Source organism: Escherichia sp. KTE31, from assembly GCF_000407925.1.
GTDB lineage: Bacteria > Pseudomonadota > Gammaproteobacteria > Enterobacterales > Enterobacteriaceae > Escherichia > Escherichia ruysiae.
Genome location: NZ_KE136722.1, coordinates 827,123 through 846,458 on the forward strand (window position 1 = coordinate 827,123; position 19,336 = coordinate 846,458).

Annotated in this window: 17 protein-coding genes; all 17 read left to right on the top strand. The window is 51.7% G+C overall.

Annotated elements, in window-relative coordinates; all coding sequences use genetic code 11:
• Positions 1-232: 232 nt before the first annotated feature.
• Complete coding sequence (gene frr, locus WES_RS16990) at positions 233-790, top strand: ribosome recycling factor (RefSeq protein WP_000622418.1); 558 nt, start codon at positions 233-235, stop codon at positions 788-790.
• A 92-nt stretch (positions 791-882) separates the two neighbouring features.
• Positions 883-2,079, top strand: coding sequence for a 1-deoxy-D-xylulose-5-phosphate reductoisomerase (gene ispC / locus WES_RS16985; protein WP_000811944.1), 1,197 nt, complete (start codon positions 883-885; stop codon positions 2,077-2,079).
• Between the two features lie 188 nt (positions 2,080-2,267).
• Positions 2,268-3,026, top strand: a complete 759-nt coding sequence (gene ispU / locus WES_RS16980) for a (2E,6E)-farnesyl-diphosphate-specific ditrans,polycis-undecaprenyl-diphosphate synthase (RefSeq protein ID WP_001517776.1) — start codon at positions 2,268-2,270, stop codon at positions 3,024-3,026.
• Positions 3,027-3,038: 12 nt separating this feature from the next.
• A complete protein-coding gene (cdsA, locus tag WES_RS16975) occupies positions 3,039-3,896 on the top strand; it encodes a phosphatidate cytidylyltransferase (protein ID WP_000922433.1) in 858 nt (285 codons plus the stop codon).
• An 11-nt stretch (positions 3,897-3,907) separates the two neighbouring features.
• A complete protein-coding gene (rseP, locus tag WES_RS16970; RefSeq protein WP_000948225.1) occupies positions 3,908-5,260 on the top strand; it encodes a sigma E protease regulator RseP in 1,353 nt (450 codons plus the stop codon).
• 29 nt (positions 5,261-5,289) lie between these two features.
• Entirely contained in the window at positions 5,290-7,722 is a 2,433-nt protein-coding gene (gene bamA, locus WES_RS16965; RefSeq protein WP_001240898.1) for an outer membrane protein assembly factor BamA, read from the top strand.
• A 121-nt stretch (positions 7,723-7,843) separates the two neighbouring features.
• Positions 7,844-8,329, top strand: coding sequence for a molecular chaperone Skp (gene skp / locus WES_RS16960; protein ID WP_000758956.1), 486 nt, complete (start codon positions 7,844-7,846; stop codon positions 8,327-8,329).
• Between the two features lie 3 nt (positions 8,330-8,332).
• The gene (gene lpxD / locus WES_RS16955; protein ID WP_001139274.1) at positions 8,333-9,358 is read left to right on the top strand and encodes a UDP-3-O-(3-hydroxymyristoyl)glucosamine N-acyltransferase; all 1,026 of its coding nucleotides are present in this window, start codon (positions 8,333-8,335) and stop codon (positions 9,356-9,358) included.
• 104 nt (positions 9,359-9,462) lie between these two features.
• On the top strand, positions 9,463-9,918 hold the full coding sequence (fabZ, locus tag WES_RS16950; RefSeq protein ID WP_000210739.1) for a 3-hydroxyacyl-ACP dehydratase FabZ: 456 nt from the start codon (positions 9,463-9,465) through the stop codon (positions 9,916-9,918).
• 3 nt (positions 9,919-9,921) lie between these two features.
• Positions 9,922-10,710, top strand: coding sequence for an acyl-ACP--UDP-N-acetylglucosamine O-acyltransferase (gene lpxA / locus WES_RS16945; RefSeq protein WP_000565966.1), 789 nt, complete (start codon positions 9,922-9,924; stop codon positions 10,708-10,710).
• Positions 10,710-11,858 carry a lipid-A-disaccharide synthase gene (gene lpxB, locus WES_RS16940; protein WP_016159355.1) on the top strand — a complete coding sequence of 383 codons (1,149 nt, stop codon included), beginning with the start codon at positions 10,710-10,712 and terminating at the stop codon, positions 11,856-11,858. The genes lpxA and lpxB overlap by 1 nt, the downstream gene beginning before the upstream one ends.
• Complete coding sequence (gene rnhB / locus WES_RS16935) at positions 11,855-12,451, top strand: ribonuclease HII (RefSeq protein ID WP_016159354.1); 597 nt, start codon at positions 11,855-11,857, stop codon at positions 12,449-12,451. Before lpxB ends, rnhB begins: the two co-directional genes overlap by 4 nt.
• A gap of 36 nt (positions 12,452-12,487) precedes the next feature.
• Positions 12,488-15,970 (top strand): DNA polymerase III subunit alpha, encoded by a 3,483-nt coding sequence (dnaE, locus tag WES_RS16930; RefSeq protein ID WP_016159353.1) that lies wholly within the window; start codon positions 12,488-12,490, stop codon positions 15,968-15,970.
• 12 nt (positions 15,971-15,982) lie between these two features.
• Positions 15,983-16,942 (top strand): acetyl-CoA carboxylase carboxyl transferase subunit alpha, encoded by a 960-nt coding sequence (gene accA / locus WES_RS16925; RefSeq protein WP_000055746.1) that lies wholly within the window; start codon positions 15,983-15,985, stop codon positions 16,940-16,942.
• Positions 16,943-17,163: 221 nt separating this feature from the next.
• Positions 17,164-17,418 carry a DUF4282 domain-containing protein gene (locus WES_RS16920; protein WP_000644313.1) on the top strand — a complete coding sequence of 85 codons (255 nt, stop codon included), beginning with the start codon at positions 17,164-17,166 and terminating at the stop codon, positions 17,416-17,418.
• A gap of 164 nt (positions 17,419-17,582) precedes the next feature.
• Positions 17,583-17,972 (top strand): VOC family protein, encoded by a 390-nt coding sequence (locus WES_RS16915; RefSeq protein WP_000901104.1) that lies wholly within the window; start codon positions 17,583-17,585, stop codon positions 17,970-17,972.
• 64 nt (positions 17,973-18,036) lie between these two features.
• Entirely contained in the window at positions 18,037-19,332 is a 1,296-nt protein-coding gene (gene tilS / locus WES_RS16910) for a tRNA lysidine(34) synthetase TilS (protein ID WP_016235150.1), read from the top strand.
• The last annotated feature ends 4 nt before the right edge of the window (positions 19,333-19,336 follow it).

The window sequence follows — 19,336 nt, forward strand, 5'->3', positions numbered from 1 at the left end:
GGTTATAAGACGTTATTGTTGCAGGCAGTTTGGTCACGGTCAGCGCGCAGCAACCGGAGCGTACATAAGTACGTGAGGATGGCGAGCACTGCCCGGGGGCAAAATGGCAAATAAAATAGCCTAATAATCCAGACGATTACCCGTAATATGTTTAATCAGGGCTATACTTAGCACACTTCCACTGTGTGTGACTGTCTGGTCTGACTGAGACAAGTTTTCAAGGATTCGTAACGTGATTAGCGATATCAGAAAAGATGCTGAAGTACGCATGGACAAATGCGTCGAAGCGTTCAAAACCCAAATCAGCAAAATACGCACGGGTCGTGCTTCTCCCAGCCTGCTGGATGGCATTGTCGTGGAATATTACGGCACGCCGACGCCGCTGCGTCAGCTGGCAAGCGTAACGGTAGAAGATTCCCGCACTCTGAAAATCAACGTGTTTGATCGTTCAATGTCTCCGGCCGTTGAAAAAGCGATTATGGCGTCCGATCTCGGCCTGAACCCGAACTCTGCAGGTAGCGACATCCGTGTTCCGCTGCCGCCGCTGACGGAAGAACGTCGTAAAGATCTGACTAAAATCGTTCGTGGTGAAGCTGAACAGGCGCGTGTTGCAGTACGTAACGTGCGTCGTGATGCGAACGATAAAGTGAAAGCACTGTTGAAAGATAAAGAGATCAGCGAAGACGACGATCGCCGTTCTCAGGACGATGTACAGAAACTGACTGATGCTGCAATCAAGAAAATTGAAGCGGCGCTGGCAGACAAAGAAGCAGAACTGATGCAGTTCTGATTTCTTGAACGACAAAAAACGCCGCTCAGTAGATCCTTGCGGATCGGCTGGCGGCGTTTTGCTTTTTATTCTGTCTCAACTCTGGATGTTTCATGAAGCAACTCACCATTCTGGGCTCGACCGGCTCGATTGGTTGCAGCACGCTGGACGTGGTGCGCCATAATCCCGAACACTTCCGCGTAGTTGCGCTGGTGGCAGGCAAAAATGTCACTCGCATGGTAGAACAGTGCCTGGAATTCTCTCCCCGTTATGCCGTAATGGACGATGAAGCGAGTGCGAAACTTCTTAAAACGACGCTACAACAACATGGTAGTTGCACCGAAGTCTTAAGCGGTCAGCAGGCTGCCTGTGATATGGCGGCGCTTGAAGATGTTGATCAGGTGATGGCTGCGATTGTCGGTGCTGCAGGCCTGTTACCTACGCTTGCCGCTATCCGCGCGGGTAAAACCATACTGCTGGCCAACAAAGAATCACTGGTCACCTGTGGACGTCTGTTTATGGACGCCGTAAAGCAGAGTAAAGCGCAGTTATTACCGGTCGATAGCGAACATAACGCCATTTTTCAGAGTTTACCGCAACCTATCCAGCACAATCTGGGATACGCTGACCTTGAGCAAAATGGCGTGGTGTCCATTTTGCTTACCGGGTCTGGTGGCCCTTTCCGTGAGACGCCATTGCACGATTTGGCAACAATGACGCCCGATCAAGCCTGCCGTCATCCGAACTGGTCGATGGGACGTAAAATTTCTGTCGATTCGGCTACCATGATGAACAAAGGTCTGGAATACATTGAAGCGCGCTGGTTGTTTAACGCCAGTGCCAGCCAGATGGAAGTGCTGATTCACCCGCAGTCAGTGATTCACTCAATGGTGCGTTATCAGGACGGCAGCGTTCTGGCGCAACTGGGAGAACCCGATATGCGTACGCCAATTGCCCACACCATGGCATGGCCGAATCGCGTGAACTCTGGCGTGAAGCCGCTCGACTTTTGCAAACTGAGTGCGTTGACATTTGCCGCACCGGATTATGATCGCTATCCATGCCTGAAACTGGCGATGGATGCTTTCGAACAAGGCCAGGCTGCGACGACCGCATTGAATGCCGCAAACGAAATCACCGTTGCTGCGTTTCTTGCGCAACAAATCCGCTTTACGGATATCGCCGCATTGAATTTATCCGTTCTGGAAAATATGGATATGCGCGAACCACAATGCGTGGACGATGTGTTGTCTGTCGATGCCTGCGCGCGTGAGGTCGCCAGAAAAGAGGTGATGCGTCTCGCAAGCTGAGGATAATCCGGCTACAGAGAGTCGTGCTATTTGTTAGCGTAGGGCTTCAGTGATATAGTCTGCGCCATCTGATCGTAAGTAGTTGGCTTTCTAAGGTCAGGTATGCCGTGGTTTTACACGGCTTTTTTTTGTATAGGCTTCAGTATTCCTGAGTACCGTAAACCCTGTCAGGGAATAAGAAACGCGTGATGTTGTCTGCTACTCAACCACTTAGCGAAAAATTGCCAGTTCATGGCTGTCGCCATGTCGCGATCATTATGGATGGCAACGGGCGCTGGGCAAAAAAGCAAGGGAAGATTCGTGCCTTTGGGCATAAAGCCGGGGCTAAATCGGTCCGCCGGGCGGTCTCTTTTGCGGCCAACAACGGTATTGAGGCGTTAACGCTGTATGCCTTTAGTAGTGAAAACTGGAACCGACCAGCGCAGGAAGTCAGTGCGTTAATGGAACTGTTTGTGTGGGCGCTCGATAGCGAAGTAAAAAGCCTGCACCGACATAACGTGCGTCTGCGTATTATTGGCGATACCAGTCGTTTTAACTCGCGTTTGCAAGAACGTATTCGTAAATCTGAAGCGTTAACTGCCGGGAATACCGGTCTGACGTTGAATATTGCGGCGAACTACGGTGGACGTTGGGATATAGTCCAGGGCGTCAGGCAACTGGCTGAAAAGGTGCAGCAAGGAAACCTGCAACCGGATCAGATAGATGAAGAGATGCTAAACCAGCATGTCTGTATGCATGAACTGGCCCCTGTAGATTTAGTAATTAGGACTGGGGGGGAGCATCGCATTAGTAACTTTTTGCTTTGGCAAATTGCCTATGCCGAACTTTACTTTACAGATGTTCTCTGGCCCGATTTCGATGAACAAGACTTTGAAGGGGCACTAAATGCCTTTGCTAATCGAGAGCGTCGTTTCGGCGGCACCGAGCCCGGTGATGAAACAGCCTGATGGGGGTCGCTTTTGCTGAAGTATCGCCTGATATCTGCTTTTGTTTTAATACCTGTCGTCATCGCGGCGCTATTTTTATTGCCGCCGGTGGGGTTCGCTATTGTTACGCTGGTAGTCTGTATGCTGGCAGCGTGGGAATGGGGACAGCTTAGCGGTTTTACCTCTCGCTCGCAGCGGGTATGGCTGGCGGTGCTGTGCGGGTTATTGTTGGCGCTGATGCTTTTTCTGTTGCCGGAATATCACCGAAATATCCATCAACCACTGGTTGAGGTCTCACTTTGGGCTTCGCTTGGCTGGTGGGTTGTCGCGTTATTGCTGGTGTTATTCTATCCCGGTTCCGCGACAATATGGCGTAAATCCAAAACATTGCGCATTATCTTTGGCGTGCTAACTATTGTTCCCTTCTTTTGGGGCATGTTGGCGTTACGAGCCTGGCACTATGACGAGAATCATTACAGTGGCGCGATATGGCTGCTCTATGTCATGATCCTGGTCTGGGGCGCTGACTCTGGCGCATATATGTTTGGCAAATTGTTTGGCAAACATAAGCTGGCACCGAAGGTTTCCCCGGGTAAAACCTGGCAAGGCTTTATTGGCGGACTCGCGACCGCAGCGGTAATCTCATGGGGTTATGGCATGTGGGCGAATCTGGACGTTGCACCCGTCACCTTACTCATTTGCTCTATTGTCGCAGCGTTAGCCTCAGTGCTCGGCGATCTGACCGAGAGCATGTTTAAGCGTGAAGCAGGAATTAAGGACAGCGGTCATTTAATTCCAGGACATGGCGGTATTTTGGATCGTATTGATAGCCTGACGGCTGCTGTACCGGTCTTTGCTTGCCTGCTGTTGCTGGTATTCAGGACGCTTTAACGGAAGGTATTATGCTGAGTTTTCTCTGGGATTTGGCTTCGTTCATCGTTGCATTGGGTGTACTTATCACCGTGCATGAATTTGGTCATTTCTGGGTTGCCCGGCGTTGCGGTGTTCGCGTTGAGCGTTTCTCTATAGGTTTTGGTAAGGCGCTCTGGCGCCGAACTGATAAGCTAGGCACCGAATATGTCATCGCCCTGATCCCTTTGGGCGGTTATGTCAAAATGCTGGATGAGCGTGCTGAACCGGTTGTTCCGGAGCTTCGCCACCATGCCTTCAATAATAAATCTGTTGGCCAACGTGCGGCGATCATTGCCGCAGGTCCGGTTGCAAACTTCATTTTTGCTATCTTTGCTTACTGGCTGGTTTTTATCATTGGTGTGCCTGGCGTACGCCCGGTGGTTGGTGAAATATCAGCCAATTCGATAGCTGCACAAGCACAAATTGCACCAGGAACGGAACTAAAAGCCGTAGATGGTATCGAAACGCCTGATTGGGATGCCGTGCGTTTGCAGTTGGTCGATAAAATTGGTGATGAAAGCACCATCATTACCGTAGCACCATTTGGTAGCGACCAGCGGCGAGATGTAAAGCTCGATTTACGTCAGTGGGCGTTTGAGCCTGATAAAGAAGATCCAGTATCTTCTTTGGGGATTCGTCCCCGTGGGCCGCAAATTGAACCTGTAGTGGAAAATGTGCAGCCAAATTCGGCGGCAAACAAGGCGGGTTTGCAAGCAGGCGACAGGATCGTTAAAGTCGATGGTCAGCCATTAACGCAATGGGTGACCTTTGTGATGCTTGTCCGGGATAATCCGGGTAAATCCTTAGCGTTGGAAATCGAAAGGCAGGGGAGTCCCTTGTCTTTAACATTAGTCCCGGAGAGCAAACCGGGCAATGGTAAGGCGATTGGTTTTGTCGGCATTGAGCCGAAAGTCATTCCTTTGCCAGATGAGTATAAAGTTGTACGCCAGTATGGGCCGTTCAACGCTATCGTCGAAGCCACGGACAAAACGTGGCAGTTGATGAAGCTGACGGTCAGTATGCTGGGAAAATTGATCACCGGTGATGTGAAACTGAACAACCTCAGTGGGCCGATCTCTATCGCCAAGGGGGCTGGGATGACAGCGGAACTCGGGGTTGTTTATTATCTACCGTTTCTTGCGCTTATTAGCGTGAACTTAGGGATAATTAACCTGTTTCCGTTGCCCGTACTTGACGGGGGGCATCTGCTGTTCCTTGCGATCGAAAAGATCAAGGGCGGACCGGTATCCGAGCGGGTTCAAGACTTTTGTTATCGCATTGGCTCGATTCTGCTGGTGCTGTTAATGGGGCTTGCACTTTTCAATGATTTCTCTCGGTTATGAGAGTTAGTTAGGAAGAACGCATAATAACGATGGCGATGAAAAAGTTGCTCATAGCGTCGCTGCTGTTTAGCAGCGCCACCGTATACGGTGCTGAAGGGTTCGTAGTGAAAGATATTCATTTCGAAGGCCTTCAGCGTGTCGCCGTTGGTGCGGCCCTCCTCAGTATGCCGGTGCGCACAGGCGACACGGTTAATGATGAAGATATCAGTAATACCATTCGCGCTCTGTTTGCTACCGGCAACTTTGAGGATGTTCGCGTCCTTCGTGATGGTGATACCCTTCTGGTTCAGGTAAAAGAACGTCCGACCATTGCCAGCATTACTTTCTCCGGTAACAAATCGGTGAAAGATGACATGCTGAAGCAAAACCTCGAGGCTTCTGGTGTGCGTGTGGGCGAATCTCTTGATCGCACCACCATTGCTGATATCGAAAAAGGTCTGGAAGACTTCTACTACAGCGTCGGTAAATATAGCGCCAGCGTAAAAGCTGTCGTGACTCCACTGCCGCGTAACCGTGTTGACCTTAAACTGGTGTTCCAGGAAGGTGTGTCAGCAGAAATCCAACAAATCAATATTGTTGGTAACCATGCTTTCACCACCGACGAACTGATCTCTCATTTCCAGCTGCGTGACGAAGTGCCGTGGTGGAACGTGGTAGGCGATCGTAAATACCAGAAACAGAAACTGGCGGGCGACCTTGAAACCCTGCGCAGTTACTATCTGGATCGCGGTTATGCCCGTTTCAACATCGACTCGACCCAGGTCAGTCTGACGCCGGATAAAAAAGGTATCTACGTCACGGTGAACATCACCGAAGGCGATCAGTACAAGCTTTCTGGCGTTGAAGTGAGCGGTAACCTTGCCGGGCACTCCGCTGAAATTGAGCAGTTGACTAAGATCGAGCCGGGCGAGCTGTATAACGGCACCAAAGTGACCAAAATGGAAGATGACATTAAAAAGCTTCTCGGTCGCTATGGTTATGCCTATCCGCGCGTACAGTCGATGCCTGAAATTAACGATGCCGACAAGACCGTTAAATTACGTGTGAACGTTGATGCGGGTAACCGTTTCTATGTGCGTAAGATCCGTTTTGAAGGTAACGACACGTCGAAAGATGCTGTTCTGCGCCGTGAAATGCGCCAGATGGAAGGGGCATGGCTGGGTAGCGATCTGGTCGATCAGGGTAAAGAGCGTCTGAATCGTCTGGGCTTCTTTGAAACAGTCGACACTGACACTCAGCGTGTTCCGGGTAGCCCGGATCAGGTTGATGTGGTCTACAAGGTCAAAGAACGTAACACCGGTAGCTTCAACTTTGGTATTGGTTACGGTACTGAAAGTGGCGTGAGCTTCCAGGCTGGCGTGCAACAGGATAACTGGTTAGGTACGGGTTATGCTGTTGGTATCAACGGAACCAAAAACGATTACCAGACCTATGCTGAACTGTCGGTAACCAACCCGTACTTCACCGTAGATGGCGTAAGCCTCGGTGGCCGTCTCTTCTATAATGACTTCCAGGCAGATGACGCCGACCTGTCCGACTATACCAACAAGAGTTATGGTACAGACGTGACGTTGGGCTTCCCGATCAACGAATATAACTCGTTGCGTGCAGGTCTGGGTTATGTGCATAACTCCCTGTCCAACATGCAGCCGCAGGTTGCGATGTGGCGTTATCTGTACTCTATGGGTGAACATCCGAGCACCTCTGATCAGGATAATAGCTTCAAAACGGACGACTTCACGTTCAACTATGGTTGGACCTATAACAAGCTTGACCGTGGTTACTTCCCGACAGATGGTTCACGTGTCAACCTGACCGGTAAAGTGACCATTCCGGGATCGGATAACGAATACTACAAAGTGACGTTAGACACAGCGACCTATGTGCCGATTGATGACGATCACAAATGGGTTGTTCTGGGTCGTACTCGTTGGGGTTACGGTGATGGTTTAGGCGGCAAAGAGATGCCGTTCTACGAGAACTTCTATGCCGGTGGTTCCAGCACCGTGCGTGGCTTCCAGTCCAACACCATTGGTCCGAAAGCAGTTTACTTCCCGCATCAGGCCAGTAATTATGATCCGGACTACGATTACGAATGTGCGACTCAGGACGGAGCGAAAGACCTGTGTAAATCGGATGATGCTGTAGGTGGTAACGCCATGGCGGTTGCCAGCCTCGAACTCATCACCCCGACGCCGTTCATTAGCGACAAGTATGCTAACTCGGTTCGTACTTCCTTCTTCTGGGATATGGGCACCGTTTGGGATACAAACTGGGATTCCAGCCAATATTCTGGATATCCGGACTATAGTGATCCAAGCAATATCCGTATGTCTGCGGGTATCGCATTGCAATGGATGTCCCCATTGGGGCCGTTGGTGTTCTCCTACGCCCAGCCGTTCAAAAAGTACGATGGAGACAAGGCAGAACAGTTCCAGTTTAACATCGGTAAAACCTGGTAAGTGTTCTCCACAAAGGAATGTAGTGGTAGTGTAGCGATGACTTTAGGCGATCAATATAAGATCGCCGGGCGACGCAAAGAACTGCACCCTCCGGTGCAAATGGGATGGTAAGGAGTTTATTGTGAAAAAGTGGTTATTAGCTGCAGGTCTCGGTTTAGCACTGGCAACTTCTGCTCAGGCGGCTGACAAAATTGCAATCGTCAATATGGGCAGCCTGTTCCAGCAGGTAGCACAGAAAACCGGTGTTTCTAACACGCTGGAAAATGAGTTCAAAGGCCGTGCCAGCGAACTGCAGCGTATGGAAACCGATCTGCAAGCTAAAATGAAAAAGCTGCAGTCTATGAAAGCCGGTAGCGATCGTACTAAGCTGGAAAAAGACGTGATGGCTCAGCGCCAGACTTTTGCTCAGAAAGCGCAGGCTTTTGAGCAGGATCGCGCACGTCGTTCCAACGAAGAACGCGGCAAACTGGTTACTCGTATCCAGACTGCTGTGAAATCCGTTGCCAACAGCCAGGATATCGATCTGGTTGTTGATGCAAACGCCGTTGCTTACAACAGCAGCGATGTAAAAGACATCACTGCCGACGTACTGAAACAGGTTAAATAAGTAATGCCTTCAATTCGACTGGCTGATTTAGCGCAGCAGTTGGATGCAGAACTACACGGTGATGGCGATATCGTCATCACCGGCGTTGCGTCCATGCAATCTGCACAAACAGGTCACATCACGTTCATGGTTAACCCAAAATACCGTGAGCATTTAGGCTTGTGCCAGGCGTCTGCGGTTGTCATGACCCAGGACGATCTTCCTTTCGCGAAAAGTGCCGCGCTGGTAGTGAAGAATCCCTACCTGACTTACGCGCGCATGGCGCAAATTTTAGATACCACGCCGCAGCCCGCGCAGGACATTGCACCCAGTGCAGTGATCGACGCGACGGCGAAGCTGGGTAACAACGTTTCGATTGGCGCGAACGCGGTGATTGAGTCCGGTGTTGAGCTGGGCGATAACGTGATTATTGGTGCCGGTTGCTTCGTTGGTAAAAACAGCAAAATCGGCGCAGGTTCGCGCCTTTGGGCGAACGTAACCATTTACCATGAGATCCAGATCGGTCAGAATTGCCTGATCCAATCCGGAACGGTGGTAGGCGCGGACGGTTTTGGCTATGCCAACGATCGTGGTAACTGGGTGAAGATCCCTCAGATTGGTCGCGTGATTATTGGCGATCGCGTGGAGATCGGCGCCTGTACTACCATCGATCGTGGTGCTCTGGATGACACTATTATCGGTAATGGCGTGATCATTGATAACCAGTGCCAGATTGCACATAACGTTGTGATTGGCGACAATACGGCGGTTGCCGGTGGCGTCATTATGGCGGGCAGCCTGAAAATTGGTCGTTACTGCATGATCGGCGGTGCCAGCGTAATCAACGGGCATATGGAAATATGCGATAAAGTGACGGTTACGGGCATGGGTATGGTGATGCGTCCTATCACTGAACCTGGCGTCTATTCCTCAGGCATTCCGCTGCAACCCAACAAAGTCTGGCGCAAAACCGCTGCACTGGTGATGAACATTGATGATATGAGCAAGCGTCTGAAATCGCTTGAGCGCAAGGTTAATCAACAAGACTAACGTTCCATCTTTTGTTCGCCAAACTTTACGGCCTGTCTCATTCTTACGATTGCGGCAGGCCGTGTTATTATTGTCGTTTCTTATATTTTGACAGGAAGAGTATCTTGACTACTAACACTCATACTCTGCAGATTGAAGAGATTTTAGAACTTCTGCCACACCGTTTCCCGTTCTTACTGGTGGATCGCGTGCTGGATTTTGAAGAAGGTCGTTTTCTGCGCGCAGTAAAAAATGTCTCTGTCAATGAGCCATTCTTCCAGGGCCATTTCCCTGGAAAACCGATTTTCCCGGGTGTGCTGATTCTGGAAGCAATGGCACAGGCAACAGGTATTCTGGCGTTTAAAAGCGTAGGAAAACTGGAACCGGGTGAGCTGTACTACTTCGCCGGTATTGACGAAGCGCGCTTTAAGCGCCCGGTCGTGCCAGGCGATCAAATGATCATGGAAGTCACTTTCGAAAAAACGCGCCGTGGCCTGACCCGTTTTAAAGGGGTTGCTCTGGTCGACGGTAAAGTAGTTTGCGAAGCAACGATGATGTGTGCTCGTAGCCGGGAGGCCTGATACGTGATTGATAAATCCGCCTTTGTGCATCCAACCGCCATTGTGGAAGAGGGCGCGTCGATTGGCGCCAATGCTCACATTGGTCCTTTTTGTATCGTTGGACCCCATGTCGAAATTGGTGAGGGTACCGTACTGAAATCTCACGTTGTCGTGAATGGCCATACTAAAATTGGTCGCGACAATGAGATTTATCAGTTCGCCTCCATCGGCGAAGTTAACCAGGATCTGAAATATGCTGGCGAACCGACCCGTGTGGAAATCGGCGATCGTAACCGCATTCGCGAAAGCGTCACCATTCATCGTGGCACAGTCCAGGGCGGTGGATTGACGAAGGTGGGCAGCGACAACTTACTGATGATCAATGCTCACATTGCGCACGATTGTACGGTAGGTAACCGCTGTATTCTCGCCAACAACGCAACGCTGGCGGGGCACGTATCGGTAGATGACTTCGCGATCATCGGCGGCATGACCGCAGTCCATCAGTTCTGCATCATTGGTGCGCACGTGATGGTTGGCGGTTGCTCCGGTGTGGCGCAGGACGTCCCTCCTTATGTTATTGCGCAGGGTAACCACGCAACGCCGTTCGGTGTCAATATCGAAGGGCTGAAGCGTCGCGGTTTTAGCCGTGAGGCGATTACCGCTATCCGCAATGCGTATAAGCTGATTTATCGCAGCGGAAAAACGCTCGATGAAGTGAAACCGGAAATTGCTGAACTGGCGGAAACTTATCCGGAAGTGAAAGCGTTTACCGATTTCTTTGCACGCTCAACGCGCGGTCTGATTCGTTAATGGCTGAGCAGCGTCCATTAACGATTGCCCTGGTCGCCGGAGAAACCTCCGGCGATATCCTGGGGGCCGGTTTAATCCGCGCTCTGAAAGAACGTGTGCCCAACGCCCGTTTTGTTGGTGTTGCCGGGCCACGGATGCAGGCTGAAGGCTGCGAAGCCTGGTACGAAATGGAAGAGCTGGCGGTGATGGGCATTGTTGAAGTGCTCGGTCGTTTGCGTCGCTTACTGCATATTCGAGCCGATCTGACGAAACGTTTTGGTGAGCTAAAGCCAGATGTTTTTGTCGGCATTGATGCGCCTGACTTCAATATTACCCTCGAAGGTAATCTCAAAAAGCAGGGTATCAAAACTATTCATTACGTCAGTCCGTCCGTGTGGGCGTGGCGACAGAAACGCGTTTTCAAAATAGGCAGAGCTACCGATCTGGTGCTCGCATTTCTGCCTTTCGAAAAAGCGTTTTATGACAAATACAACGTGCCGTGCCGTTTTATCGGTCACACCATGGCTGATGCAATGCCGTTAGATCCAGATAAAAACGCCGCCCGTGATGTGTTGGGTATCCCTCACGATGCCCACTGCCTGGCGTTGCTGCCTGGCAGTCGTGGCGCGGAAGTTGGGATGCTTAGCGCCGATTTCCTGAAAACGGCCCAGCTTTTGCGCCAGACATATCCCGATCTTGAGATTGTGGTGCCGCTGGTGAATGCCAAACGCCGCGAGCAGTTTGAACGCATCAAAGCTGAAGTTGCGCCAGACCTTGCCGTTCATCTCTTAGATGGATTGGGGCGTGAGGCGATGGTGGCAAGCGATGCGGCGTTACTGGCGTCGGGCACGGCGGCACTCGAGTGTATGCTGGCGAAATGCCCGATGGTGGTTGGGTATCGCATGAAGCCTTTCACCTTCTGGCTGGCGAAGCGACTGGTGAAAACTGATTATGTCTCTCTACCCAATTTGCTGGCGGGCAGAGAGTTAGTCAAAGAGTTATTGCAGGAAGAGTGTGAGCCGCAAAAACTGGCTGCGGCGCTGTTACCGTTGTTGGCGGATGGTAAAACCAGCCACGTAATGCACGACACCTTCCGCGAACTGCATCAGCAGATCCGCTGCAATGCCGATGAGCAGGCGGCACAAGCCGTTCTGGAGTTAGCACAATGATCGAATTTGTTTATCCGCACACGCAGCTTGTTGCGGGTGTGGATGAAGTCGGGCGCGGGCCGTTGGTTGGCGCGGTTGTCACCGCTGCCGTGATCCTCGACCCGGCGCGTCCGATTGTCGGGCTGAATGATTCCAAAAAGCTGAGCGAAAAACGCCGTCTGGCGCTGTATGAAGAGATTAAAGAGAAAGCGTTAAGCTGGAGTCTGGGTCGCGCGGAACCCCATGAAATCGACGAACTGAATATTCTACACGCGACCATGCTGGCGATGCAGCGTGCGGTTGCGGGGCTGCATATCGTCCCGGAATATGTGTTGATTGATGGTAACCGCTGCCCGAAATTACCGATGCCTGCGATGGCTGTGGTGAAAGGCGATAGCCGCGTACCAGAAATCAGTGCCGCGTCTATCCTGGCGAAAGTGACGCGTGACGCCGAAATGGCGGCGCTGGATATTGTTTTCCCGCAATATGGTTTTGCCCAACATAAAGGGTATCCAACCGCTTTTCATCTGGAAAAACTGGCTGAATATGGCGCGACTGAACATCATCGTCGCAGCTTTGGGCCTGTCAAACGCGCACTGGGACTTGCGTCCTGATTCTTGTGTCGAGATTAAGTAAACCGGAATCTGAAGATGTCTGAACCACGTTTCGTTCACCTGCGGGTGCACAGCGACTACTCGATGATCGATGGCCTGGCAAAAACCGCGCCGCTGGTAAAAAAGGCGGCGACGTTGGGTATGCCAGCACTGGCGATCACCGATTTCACCAACCTTTGCGGTCTGGTGAAGTTCTACGGAGCGGGACATGGCGCAGGGATTAAACCCATCGTCGGGGCGGATTTTAACGTCCAGTGCGATCTGTTGGGGGATGAGTTAACTCACCTGACGGTACTGGCGGCTAACAATACCGGCTATCAGAATCTGACGTTGCTGATCTCAAAAGCGTATCAGCGCGGGTACGGTGCAGCCGGGCCAATCATCGATCGCGACTGGCTTATCGAATTAAACGAAGGGCTGATTTTGCTCTCTGGCGGGCGCATGGGCGACGTCGGACGCAGCCTTTTGCGTGGTAACAGCGCGCTGGTAGATGAGTGTGTCGCGTTTTATGAAGAACACTTCCCGGATCGCTATTTTCTCGAATTGATTCGCACCGGCAGGCCGGACGAAGAAAGCTATCTGCACGCGGCGGTAGAACTGGCGGAAGCGCGGGGTTTGCCCGTCGTGGCGACCAACGACGTGCGCTTTATCGACAGCAGCGACTTTGACGCGCACGAAATCCGCGTCGCGATCCACGACGGCTTTACCCTCGATGATCCTAAACGCCCACGTAACTATTCGCCGCAGCAATATATGCGTAGCGAAGAGGAGATGTGCGAGCTGTTTGCCGACATCCCCGAAGCCCTTGCCAACACCGTTGAGATCGCCAAACGTTGTAACGTGACTGTGCGTCTTGGCGAATACTTCCTGCCACAGTTCCCGACCGGGGACATGAGCACCGAAGATTATCTGGTCAAGCGCGCAAAAGAAGGGCTGGAAGAGCGTCTGGCATTTTTATTCCCTGACGAGGAAGAACGTCTTAAGCGTCGCCCGGAATATGACGAACGTCTGGAGACTGAACTACAGGTTATCAACCAGATGGGCTTCCCCGGCTACTTCCTCATCGTTATGGAATTTATCCAGTGGTCGAAAGATAACGGCGTACCGGTAGGGCCAGGTCGTGGCTCCGGTGCGGGTTCTCTGGTGGCTTATGCGCTGAAAATCACCGACCTCGATCCGCTGGAATTTGACCTGCTGTTCGAACGTTTCCTTAACCCGGAACGTGTCTCCATGCCTGACTTCGACGTTGACTTCTGTATGGAGAAACGCGACCAGGTTATCGAACACGTGGCGGACATGTACGGTCGTGATGCGGTATCGCAGATCATCACCTTCGGTACGATGGCGGCAAAAGCGGTGATCCGCGACGTAGGCCGCGTGCTGGGACATCCGTACGGCTTTGTCGATCGTATCTCGAAACTGATCCCGCCCGATCCGGGGATGACGCTGGCGAAAGCATTTGAAGCAGAGCCGCAACTGCCGGAAATCTACGAAGCGGACGAAGAAGTTAAGGCGCTGATCGACATGGCGCGCAAACTGGAAGGGGTCACCCGTAACGCTGGTAAACACGCCGGTGGGGTGGTTATCGCGCCGACCAAAATTACCGATTTTGCGCCACTTTATTGCGATGAAGAGGGCAAACATCCGGTCACGCAGTTTGATAAAAGCGACGTTGAATACGCCGGGCTGGTGAAGTTCGACTTCCTCGGTTTGCGTACGCTCACCATCATCAACTGGGCGCTGGAGATGATCAACAAGCGGCGGGCGAAGAATGGCGAGCCGCCACTGGATATCGCTGCGATCCCGCTGGATGACAAGAAAAGTTTTGACATGCTGCAACGCTCGGAAACCACGGCGGTATTCCAGCTTGAATCGCGCGGCATGAAGGACCTGATCAAGCGTCTGCAACCTGACTGCTTCGAAGATATGATCGCACTGGTGGCACTATTCCGCCCCGGTCCGTTGCAATCAGGGATGGTGGATAACTTTATCGACCGTAAACATGGTCGCGAAGAGATCTCCTATCCGGACGTGCAGTGGCAGCATGAAAGTCTGAAACCAGTACTGGAACCGACTTACGGCATTATCCTGTATCAGGAACAGGTAATGCAGATTGCCCAGGTACTTTCTGGTTATACCCTCGGCGGTGCAGATATGTTGCGTCGTGCGATGGGTAAGAAAAAGCCGGAAGAGATGGCTAAGCAGCGTTCTGTTTTTGCTGAAGGTGCAGAAAAGAACGGGATCAACGCCGAACTGGCGATGAAAATCTTCGACCTGGTGGAGAAATTCGCCGGTTACGGATTTAACAAATCGCACTCTGCGGCCTATGCTTTGGTGTCATATCAAACGTTATGGCTGAAAGCGCACTATCCGGCAGAGTTTATGGCGGCGGTGATGACCGCCGATATGGATAATACCGAGAAGGTGGTTGGCCTGGTGGATGAGTGCTGGCGGATGGGGCTGAAAATCCTGCCACCAGATATAAACTCCGGTCTTTACCATTTCCACGTCAACGATGACGGCGAAATCGTGTATGGTATTGGCGCCATCAAAGGGGTAGGTGAGGGGCCAATTGAGGCCATCATCGAAGCTCGTAATAAAGGCGGCTACTTTCGCGAACTGTTTGATCTCTGTGCCCGTACCGACACCAAAAAGTTGAACCGTCGCGTGCTGGAAAAACTGATCATGTCCGGGGCGTTTGACCGTCTGGGGCCACACCGCGCGGCGCTGATGAACTCGCTGGGCGATGCGTTAAAAGCGGCAGATCAACACGCGAAAGCAGAAGCCATCGGCCAGGCCGATATGTTTGGCGTACTGGCGGAAGAGCCGGAGCAAATTGAACAATCTTACGCTAGCTGCCAGCCGTGGCCGGAACAGGTGGTGTTAGATGGGGAACGTGAAACGTTAGGTCTGTACCTGACGGGCCACCCTATCAACCAGTATTTAAAAGAGATTGAGCGTTATGTCGGAGGCGTAAGGCTGAAAGACATGCACCCGACAGAACGTGGTAAAGTCACCACGGCTGCGGGGCTCGTTATTGCCGCGCGGGTTATGGTCACCAAGCGCGGCAATCGTATCGGTATCTGCACGCTGGATGACCGTTCCGGGCGGCTGGAAGTCATGTTGTTTACTGACGCCCTGGATAAATACCAGCAATTGCTGGAAAAAGACCGCATACTTATCGTCAGCGGACAGGTCAGCTTTGATGACTTCAGCGGTGGGCTTAAAATGACCGCTCGCGAAGTGATGGATATTGACGAAGCCCGGGAAAAATATGCTCGCGGGCTTGCTATCTCGCTGACGGACAGGCAAATTGATGACCAGCTTTTAAACCGACTCCGTCAGTCTCTGGAACCCCACCGCTCTGGGACAATTCCAGTACATCTCTACTATCAGAGGGCGGATGCACGTGCGCGGTTGCGTTTTGGCGCGACGTGGCGTGTCTCTCCGAGCGATCGTTTATTAAACGATCTCCGTGGCCTCATTGGTTCGGAGCAGGTGGAACTGGAGTTTGACTAATACAGGAATACTATGAGTCTGAATTTCCTTGATTTTGAACAGCCGATTGCAGAGCTGGAAGCGAAAATCGATTCTCTGACTGCGGTTAGCCGCCAGGATGAGAAACTGGATATTAACATCGATGAAGAAGTGCATCGTCTGCGTGAAAAAAGCGTAGAACTGACGCGTAAAATCTTCGCCGATCTCGGTGCATGGCAAATTGCGCAACTGGCTCGCCATCCACAGCGTCCTTATACCCTGGATTACGTTCGCCTGGCATTTGATGAATTTGACGAACTGGCAGGTGACCGCGCGTATGCAGATGACAAAGCTATCGTTGGTGGTATCGCCCGTCTCGATGGTCGTCCGGTGATGATTATTGGTCACCAGAAAGGTCGTGAAACCAAAGAGAAAATTCGCCGTAACTTTGGTATGCCAGCGCCAGAAGGTTACCGCAAAGCACTGCGTCTGATGCAAATGGCTGAACGCTTTAAGATGCCAATCATCACCTTTATCGACACACCGGGGGCATATCCAGGCGTGGGCGCAGAAGAGCGTGGTCAGTCTGAAGCCATCGCGCGTAACCTGCGTGAAATGTCTCGCCTGAGCGTACCGACTATTTGTACCGTTATTGGTGAAGGTGGTTCTGGTGGCGCGCTGGCGATTGGCGTGGGTGATAAAGTGAATATGCTGCAATACAGCACCTATTCCGTTATCTCGCCGGAAGGGTGTGCTTCCATTCTGTGGAAGAGCGCCGATAAAGCGCCGCTGGCGGCTGAAGCGATGGGCATCATCGCTCCGCGTCTGAAAGAACTGAAATTGATCGACTCCATCATCCCGGAACCGCTGGGCGGCGCTCACCGTAACCCGGAAGCGATGGCGGCGTCTTTGAAAGCGCAACTGCTGGCGGATCTGGCCGATCTCGACGTGTTAAGCACTGAAGATTTAAAAAATCGTCGTTATCAGCGCCTGATGAGCTACGGCTACGCGTAATCAGCAAATGTTCTGAAAAGGGTCACTTCGGTGACCTTTTTTGTATGTGGTTTATTTAGTCATATTATAAATACATTTAGATAATCTTACTTTCATTTCCCTCATCCCAAAAACGCTTAAACTCATGTTGATAACTCCGATTTCGGAGGCATATACCAATATACACAGTAGTTAGAAATAATATAAATTTATCAGGCTAATAGAATTTTTAAGGATAAAATATGAAAGCAATTTTAGGATTTGATCGTCTTCTTATGCCGCGTGTACTGGTGTTTTTTTACTGGCTGGCTATGGTGCTGACACTGATAGGCGGTGTCTTCTCCATATTTAGCGGAAACTTTCTCTTAGGGTTAGCTTATACCGTCATTGGTCTTATAAGCTGTCGTATGACTTTCGAATTAATTATGATAGCGTTTAAGAATAACGAATATTTGCGCCGCATTGCTGAGAGTGTTAGCAAGAATAGCGCAGAGTAATCTCCCGTAAAACGCTTCACCAAACCGCATCTCAACCGCTATTACAGGCGTTTGAGATGTTGTTTTAAAGTCAGTGTAAATGTCTGATTCATCTTTCCTGCAATTTATGCGTATTATCAATATATCGCGATGCACGTGCGTATCATATCAATGCAGGAGATTCTATGTTGGGTTTAAAACAGGTTCACCATATTGCGATTATTGCGACGGATTATGCGGTGAGCAAAGCTTTCTACTGCGATATTCTCGGCTTCACGCTGCAAAGTGAAGTCTATCGTGAAGAGCGCGATTCGTGGAAAGGAGATTTGGCGCTTAACGGACAATATGTGATTGAACTTTTCTCATTTCCGTTCCCGCCGGAGCGCCCCAGCCGACCGGAAGCCTGCGGCCTGCGGCATCTGGCGTTTAGCGTTGATGATATCGATGCGGCAGTGGTGCACTTGCAAAGCCATAACGTGAAGTGTGAAGCCATCCGTGTCGATCCATACACGCAAAGACGCTTCACGTTCTTTAACGATCCTGACGGGCTGCCGCTGGAACTGTATGAGCAGTAAGGCTTGTCATCGCCGCATTTGCCCGGTAACGTGCCGGGCATTGCTACTGTAAAATCGCACCATCATGACACTCACGCTGAATAGACAACTTCTCACCTCACGCCAGATTCTGGTGGCCTTTAGCGGCGGGCTTGACTCCACCGTTCTGCTGCATCAGCTGGTGCAGTGGCGGGTGGAAAATCCGGACGTCACTCTGCGCGCTATCCATGTGCATCACGGTTTAAGTGCCAATGCCGATGCCTGGGTTACGCATTGCGAAAATATTTGCCAACAGTGGCAGGTGCCACTGGTGGTTGAGCGCGTACAACTTGCGCAAGAGGGGCTAGGTATTGAGGCCCAGGCACGGCAGGCGCGTTATCAGGCATTTGCTCGTACCTTGTTACCTGGCGAAGTGCTGGTTACCGCGCAGCATCTTGACGATCAATGTGAAACCTTTCTGCTGGCGCTAAAACGCGGTAGCGGCCCTGCCGGGCTTTCGGCTATGGGGGAAGTCGCCGATTTTGCCGGAACGCGGCTTATCCGCCCGTTGCTCGCCCGCACGCGGGGAGAACTGGAGCTGTGGGCGCATGAGCATGATTTACGCTGGATTGAAGACGAAAGTAATCAGGATGATTCCTACGATCGTAATTTCCTGCGCCTGCGCGTGGTGCCGTTATTGCAGCAGCGTTGGCCGCATTTTACCGAAGCAACGGCCCGCAGCGCCGCACTTTGCGCTGAACAAGAGAGCCTGTTAGATGAATTGCTGGCGGATGATTTAGCGCACTGTCAAACGCCGCAGGGGACGTTGCAGATTGCGCCAATGATGACGATGAGCGACGCCCGTCGCGCGGCGATTATCCGCCGCTGGCTGGCAGGGCAGAATGCTCCGATGCCTTCCCGCGACGCGATGGTGCGCATCTGGCAAGAAGTGGCGCTGGCGCGGGAAGATGCTTCTCCTTGCTTGCGATTTGGTGCGTTTGAAATACGTCGCTATCAGTCGCAATTGTGGTGGATTAAATCCGTTGCCGGACAAAGCGAAACGGTTGTGCCGTGGCTGACGTGGCAACAGCCGCTGGAATTACCGGCAAGTCTGGGAAGTGTGCAACTTATTGCGGGTGGAGATATTCGCCCTCCGCGTGCAGACGAAGCGGTCAGCGTGCGTTTTAAAGCGTCGGGATTGCTGCATATTGTCGGGCGCAACGGTGGGCGTAAGTTAAAGAAAATCTGGCAGGAACTGGGCGTGCCGCCGTGGTTGCGCGACACTACGCCGTTGCTGTTTTATGGCGAAACGCTGATTGCGGCGGCGGAGGTTTTTGTGACGCAAGACGGTGTGACTGAAGGTGAGAATGGCGTAAGTTTTGTCTGGCAGAGAAACGCTTAGTTAA